This window comes from Stenotrophomonas sp. P5_B8 (genome assembly GCF_054049855.1).
In genome coordinates this window covers 1-6,791 of the sequence record NZ_JBFULO010000201.1, presented here as the reverse complement: position 1 = coordinate 6,791, position 6,791 = coordinate 1, and the positions used below count along the sequence as shown (strand labels likewise).

The window sequence follows — 6,791 nt, the reverse complement described above, 5'->3', positions numbered from 1 at the left end:
CTTCACTGCCGGCGCCGGTGGCCTGCACGCCGCGCCCGTTGTTGCCGGTGGAGCTGAAGGTGACGCCTTCGGCCACAATCTGGCCGCCAGACACGGCGTTCAGGCCAGGCGACACGTAGCCCGATGTGGAGATGGTGCTGTTGTTGAGTTCGATGCGACTGCCGACGCCATCGGCGATGGCGCCGGAGGCCTGTTCGCCGCTGGTGGTCAGCGTCATGTCCGAGGCGATGATCGTGCCGCCGTTGACGGCGCTCATGGCATGGCCGAGGTAGCCGGGATCGCCCGCGACAGTGTCACCGTTTGCATCGACATGGGTGCCGTCGGCGACAATCGGCAGCGCGGTGGCGGCGTTTGCTGCCGTCATCGCAAGTACCGAAGCGATGGCTAAAGACAGGACCCGCTGTACGGAGACGTCAGACTTCATCGTGTGCAACCTCGTAGTGTCGGCATTGACATGCCAGGAAGGGCGAGGTCGCAACGGTAGGCAGGGGGTCAATCGGACAACATGCAATTAGTTGCAAATGCGGTGACGGTCACAGAAATATTCATTGACGATTCACATTTATCGTCAATGAGGCCTTGCTTGATATTCGGCGTATATCAATGTCATAGGCCTTTTATATGCTTACCGCGTCCTGCCGACGTTTTGAAGTTCGAAGCGTCAACCGCTTCACCCGCCTGTCGCCACCGCGAGCGTCCCCCTGCAGGAAGCCATTGGCGCTGGCGACTTACGGCGACGCCGGTTGGACGATGTAGCGTTCCCAGTAGCCGGCAAGCTGKGCCTTCTTTCGGTCGCCGAGTTCGCTGCCGAGGGCCTGCTGTATCGCGGCCGCTTCCGCGCCACGCCCGGCACGGTGCAGCTCCCGCGCCGTTTCGAGCAGGGCCCGTTGGCGCACGGTGAGGTTGCCGAAGGGATCGAAGTAGGAATCCAGGCGTGCGGCGTCGGTGACGCCGGTCCAGGTGAAGCGCGCATCGCCCGCGTCTGCGGCGATGGCGCGATAGCGGTCCACCGCAATGATGGGCGTGATGCGCTCTTCGAGCAGATCCAGGCGTGTTTCCATCAGCTTGGCCTCGGGCGAGTCCTGTTCGGCCTTGAGTGCCTGCACGGTCTCCCGGACGAATGCGCGATCGATGTTGCCGGTGGCGGATTGGACGCCCAGGAGATTGAAGCTGGCGACAGCCACGCGATAGTCACGGCGCTCCTGCTGGCGCACCTGCGTCTCGGTGGGTTTGCCGAGGCTGGACGGCTGGACGACGCGCACGTCTTCGGCATCGGCCAGGATCGCGTCGATATCGCGCTTGTGGAACTCGCCGACCACCACCACCACCGTGCCACCCGGGTGTGCCTTCGCCGCCGCGGCCACCCGCTGAGCCTGCAGGTACGTACGATAGAGATACAGCCTGCGCGGCAGATCATCGGTGGCGCGCTTGGCCGGGGTCGCGGCCCACTGCGCGATGCGCGCCACGTTCTTTGCTTCGTCGGCGTGGAAAAGATCCCGCGTGAGATGGCTCGGGGACGGGAACGAAAGGAACTGCTGGAATCCGCTGGCGGGGCGCAGTTCCGGCGCTGCGCCCAGGTCCAGGCCGAACCCGAGCCGGGCGTCTTCCACCGGCGGCTCCCAGTCGATGGGGCACAGGTCGATGCCGTTGCGCCGGGCGAAGGGGACTACGACGTCCTGGACTTCGTAGGTGAATTCGTAATAGTCGTTGCGTGCGAAGGCCTCGGGCGAGCGCTCGATGCAGATGGCATCGGGCTTGGCATGTGCCAGGAACGCGGCAAGCAGGGCGGGGCGGTCGTTGCGCGCCACCAGCTGGGCGGCGTGGTCGACGCCCAGCACGATGACGGTGGTTTTTCCGTTCACTGCCTTCGTCGCTGCGCCAGCCATTCCAGCCATCAGCAACAACGCCATCGAGAAAAACAGACGCTTCATACGCGGTCCTTCCATTCCATTTGGTCCAACGTAGCGCGCAAACGGCGCTGGCTTCCTGTGCCATTGGTTGTAGTCACGTCGGCCAACACAATGCGGCAACGACGTGACTACAGAAGCCAGAGCGCGGCAAGCAAGGCCGGCGGCATCACCAGGATGCCCAGGCGCAGGAAGGTCAGTGCACTGACGTGCTCGCCTTCGCGACGCAGCGCCACCAACCAGAGCATGGTCGCCAGCGAGCCGGTCACCGACAGATTGGGGCCGAGGTCCACACCAATCAGCAGGGCGGCGCGGGTCTGCGTGGGCAGGTCGGCCATCTGGCCCAGCGAGCCGGCCACCAGGCCGATCGGCAGGTTGTTGGCGAGGTTGCTCAGTACGGCGGCCGCGCCACCGGCCAGCCAGCTGGCTTCGCTGGGCGATGTACGGGCAAAGGCCTCCAGTGCGTCGGCGGCGATGCGGATCACGCCGGTGTGCGCCACCGCCTCGACCAGCACGAAGAGCCCGGCAACCAACGGCAGCACGCCCCAGGACACATGCCGCAGGATCGGCATYGGGCTGCGGCGCTGGCGCAGGCGGATGGTGGCCAGGGTAGCGGCACCGGCGCAGAACGTGGTCAGACCCAGCGGCCCGTTCATCGCCGAGGTCACCAACAGCACGCTGCCGGTGACACCGACGCCGATCGCGCACAGGCGCCCGCCCTCGGACAGCGGCCGTTGCTCGGCCACCGCCACCAGGGGCGGTGCGATCTGGCGGCGATGGGCCAGCCGCAGCACCAGGTAGGTCATGCCGATGGCGGCCAGCGAGGGCAGGGTGAACTGCCGCAGCCATTGGGCCAGGGAGGGCATGTGATCGCCGAAGACCACCAGGTTGGCCGGATTGGAAATGGGCAGCACGAAGCTCGCCGCGTTGGCCACGAAGGCACAGACGAACAGATACGGCAGCGGGTTGGCCCGGGCGGCCTTGCAGGCGGCGTAGACCGCCGGCGTGAGCACGACGGCCGTGGCGTCGTTGGACAGGAAGATCGTGACCAGCGTGCCCACCAGGAACACCAAATCAAACAGGCGTTGTCCCGAGCCCTTGGCGTGCTGCACCGCATACGCGGCCAACCAGTCGAACAGCCCTTCCTGCCGTGCCAGCTCGGCCAGCACCATCATGCCGATCAGGAAGAGGTAGACGTCGCCGCCTTCGGCCACGGCGGCCATGGCCGCATTCAAAGGCAGCAGCCCGGTAACGGTCAGCAGCGCGGCCGCGCCCAGTGCCCAGGCGTACTCGGGAACGCGCCAGGGGCGAAAGATGACACCGCAGGTGGCGACGGCGGTTACCGTCCAGATGATCAGGGACGTGGTTGGAATGTGCATCAATGGCTCGGGAAAAACTCAAAGGCGGGCGTTGGATGCCGTTGTTGCAGGTTCGGCGGTGGTATCGCTGGCCTGGGGCCGGGTCTCCGGCATGGCCATGGCCAGGACGAAGGCGAGGGCAGCGATGGCCGCCAAGGTCAGGAACGCGACATCATACCCAGCGAACTGCACGATCAACCCGGCCAGCCCAGGACTGAAGGCGGCGCCCAGCCCGAAGGCGGTGGACACCGCCCCCAGCGTGACGTTGAAGCGACCGGTCCCCTGGGTCAGGTCACTGACGATGACCGGCAGCAGGGCGCCGAAGATGCCGGCACCAATGCCGTCGAGCAGCTGCACGCCCAGCAGCCAGGCGGGCGCGTCGGACAGGGGATACAGCACGCCGCGGATCGGCAGGATGAGGAAGGCGGCCAGCAGCAGCGGCCTGCGTCCCCAGGCGTCGGCCCGGTTTCCGACCAGCAGTGCGGCCGGCACCATGACCAGCTGTGCCGCCACGATGCAGGCGGCGGTGAGCGTGGTGGCCAGCTCGGGGCTGGTCTGGGACAGCTTCTGGCCCACCAGGGGAAGCATCGCCGCATTGGCCAGGTGGAACAGCGCACAGCAGGCCGCCAGGATCATCAACGTTCTGTCGTGCAACAGCCGCAGGACCGAGGTCGGCGCGGGCGCGTCCTGGCGTGGGGAGGGCAATCCACGCGCGCGCTCGTGGTCGATGGCCGCTGCCGGAATCATCAGCACGGCGGCGATGCTGGCCAGCGTCATGGCCGCCATCAGGTAGAACACCACGACCGGTCCGCCCACATAGGCCAGCCCGCCCGCCAGCACCGCGGCGACGGCGTTGCCCGCATGGTTGAAGGTTTCGTTGCGGCCCATGCGCCGTGCGAACACCCGCGGTCCGCCGATACCCAGCGATATGGCCGCGATGGCCGGGGCAAAGACCGTGCCGGCGATGGCACTCACCGCCTGGGTGATGGCCACGAGGGTGAACGAGGTGGTCCAGGGCAGGACCAGGCAGCTGACGGTGACCAGTATCGCGGCGATCACGACCGTCGCGCGCTTGGCGTTCACCCGGTCGATCAAGGCGCCTGCCGGTGTCTGCGCGACCAGGGCGGTGAGCCCGGCCACGGTCATGACCGCGCCGATGCTGGCCGGTTCCCACTTGTGGACCGCCAGCAGGTAGATCGCCAGGTAGGGGCCCAATCCGTCGCGCACATCGGCCAGGAAGAAGTTGACCCCGTCGAGCGCGCGATCAGGCGAGCGGGACGGCTGCAGGGCGGGGGGCGGTGGATTCACGTGCGCAGGCTCGATGGTCGGGACGATCTACCCCCATGCTCGCGGGGTGCGCACGTTATGCGCGCGCGTCCGTGACGGCCGTGTGGCGCCGGGGAGCGTCCTYGCTTACCGCCTTGAGCCCGAACAGCGGCCGGATCCAGCGCACACGACGAATCAGGCACTCGTGTAGCAGCAGGCAGCCGACCACCGTTGCCATCAATACCAGCAGCGGCTCAAGCACGGGCCCAAGCTGCAGCGGCTTCAACCAATACAGCGCCGCGATGAGCAGGCTCTGGTGGAGGATGTACCACGGGTAGACGGCCTCGGTGCAATAGGGCAGCCAGCGGAACGGTCGATCCAGATAGCGCCTGGCCCAGCCCAGGAGGGTCAACAGGACGCCCCACACGTAGAGCATCTCGCAGAATTTCGACTGCACGCTCCAGAACGATGCGGGCCAGCGACGTAATACCGCGTCGGCCGGCAGCCACTGGCCCAGTGCTTCCAGCAGGAAATACCAGCAGACCGCGCAACCCACGGCGGCCAGGCTGGTCCAGCGCAGGGCAACCGCGCGCTCCCAGAAGGCAGGCTCCCTGCCAAGCAGATACCCGATCAGGAAGACGGTCAGGTACTTGGCATGCTGATACGTGTCGTTCACCAGCGTATTGGTGGCTGGATGCGCGGGTGCCAGCCACACCAGCCACAGCAGCAGGATCCCCGCGGGCAGGAACAGGAGCAGCCGCCCGGGAGCGCCCGCAAACCGTGCCGTGGCGCGGCGGACCGGTGCCGAATCCAGCAGTGGCTTGAGCAGCACCAGCAGCATGCTGTAGCACCACAGGTAGGCCAGGTACCAGAGATGGTTCCAGGTGATGCCAAACGGTGCGCCGGCAAAGCTGCCGGGCGGCCAGGGCCGGATCTGCCAGTAGCGCAGTAGGAAAGCCCCGAACCCGGGCGAGGCGGCGCCATTGCTGACCGCCTCGCAGTAGGGCTGGATGGGGACCACCACGAACATGCCAAACAGCAGGGGCAGCAGCAGCCGCCAGCTCCGCACGGCCGCGAATCGACCGCGCCGCAGGCCGGGGCCCAGCAGCGCGATGGCCACGCCGGAAATCAGGAACAGCAGGGACATCCGCCAGCCGTTGAGCAGGCGCATGGGCCACTGCAGGTCGGGCGTGGTGTGGGTGCTCTTCAGATGGAAGCCCCAGCCGTCCACGTAGGCCATGGCGAGGTGATAGAGGATGAGCAGCGCGAAGGCGAGGACGCGCAGGGCGTCGATATCGTGTCGTCGGGTCATGCGAGCAGGACGGATAAGGGAGCCGCAGCATGCGGGGCCGTAGCGCCGATGGCACGCGGAAAGGGACGGCGGCACAAGGGTTTGGGGCCAATGGCGGGGCCTGAGGGACGAGCGGGACGGCGCACGCCCCGCGGGTGAGGCGATGCCGTGGAGCGGTCAGCCTGGCGCCGGGGCGCGGCACCCGGCGAACAGGTCCAGCCCCTTCTGATACACGCCGCTTTCCACATCGAACAGCCCGAGGAGGGAGTGGTAGAGGTTGTCGTGGCTGTAGCGCTCACCCTGGGCGTTGCCGCGCAGGCAGGCGAGATCCAGGCCGGCATGCCGAGCGAAGGCCGGGGAGAACCACATCAGCATGGGCACGCTCGTCTGCTCAGGGGGCGCAATGACGTACGGCGTGCCGTGCAGGTACATCCCGCGTTCGCCCAGCGATTCACCATGGTCGGACACGTAGATCATGGCCACGTCGCGCTGGTCCGCGTATCCCTCCAGCAGGGCGATGGTCTTGCCGAGCACCTGGTCGGTGTAGACCAGCGTGTTGTCGTAGGTGTTGGTCAGCGCCTCGTTGGTGCAGGTCTGGATCTGGTTGCTGTTGCAGGTCGGGCGGAACACGGTGGCCTGTTCGGGATAGCGCTCGAAGTAGGTCGGCCCATGGCTGCCGATCTGATGCAGCACGATCAGGGCATCGCCCTTCATGGCATCGATGCGGGCACCGAGCTGGTGCAGCAGCACCTCGTCGTGGCAGGTGCCGTCCTTGTTCACGCACTGACCCGCCACCTTGAGGGCCGGCATGTCGTCGGTGGGCACGCGCTGGCATACCCCTTTGCAGCCGCCGTTGTTGTTGTTGCGCCAGAGGATGTCCACGCCGGTGCGCTGCAGGATGTCCAGCAGGTTCTCTTCGGTTGCGGCTTGAACGTCGTCATAGTGCCTGCGCGCCATGCGGGAGAACAT

5 protein-coding genes and 1 pseudogene are annotated in these 6,791 nt (G+C 66.8%); all 6 read right to left on the bottom strand.

The genetic code is table 11. The features are described from left to right. Nucleotides 1-433, bottom strand: a pseudogene (locus ACXJKH_RS12070) (hypothetical protein); the annotation flags it as partial. Between the two features lie 295 nt (nt 434-728). Continuing rightward, nucleotides 729-1,931, bottom strand: coding sequence for a hypothetical protein (locus ACXJKH_RS12065; RefSeq protein ID WP_457319614.1), 1,203 nt, complete (start codon nt 1,929-1,931; stop codon nt 729-731). A 107-nt stretch (nt 1,932-2,038) separates the two neighbouring features. Next, nucleotides 2,039-3,286, bottom strand: a complete 1,248-nt coding sequence (locus ACXJKH_RS12060; protein WP_256774440.1) for an arsenic transporter — start codon at nt 3,284-3,286, stop codon at nt 2,039-2,041. 18 nt (nt 3,287-3,304) lie between these two features. Continuing rightward, the gene (locus ACXJKH_RS12055) at nt 3,305-4,573 is read right to left on the bottom strand and encodes an MFS transporter (protein WP_256774439.1); all 1,269 of its coding nucleotides are present in this window, start codon (nt 4,571-4,573) and stop codon (nt 3,305-3,307) included. Nucleotides 4,574-4,628: 55 nt separating this feature from the next. Then, a complete protein-coding gene (locus ACXJKH_RS12050) occupies nt 4,629-5,843 on the bottom strand; it encodes an acyltransferase family protein (protein WP_457319615.1) in 1,215 nt (404 codons plus the stop codon). Nucleotides 5,844-5,999: 156 nt separating this feature from the next. Continuing rightward, nucleotides 6,000-6,791, bottom strand: a 792-nt coding sequence (locus ACXJKH_RS12045) for a phosphoethanolamine transferase (RefSeq protein WP_457319613.1), incomplete at its 5' end; no start/stop codon positions are given.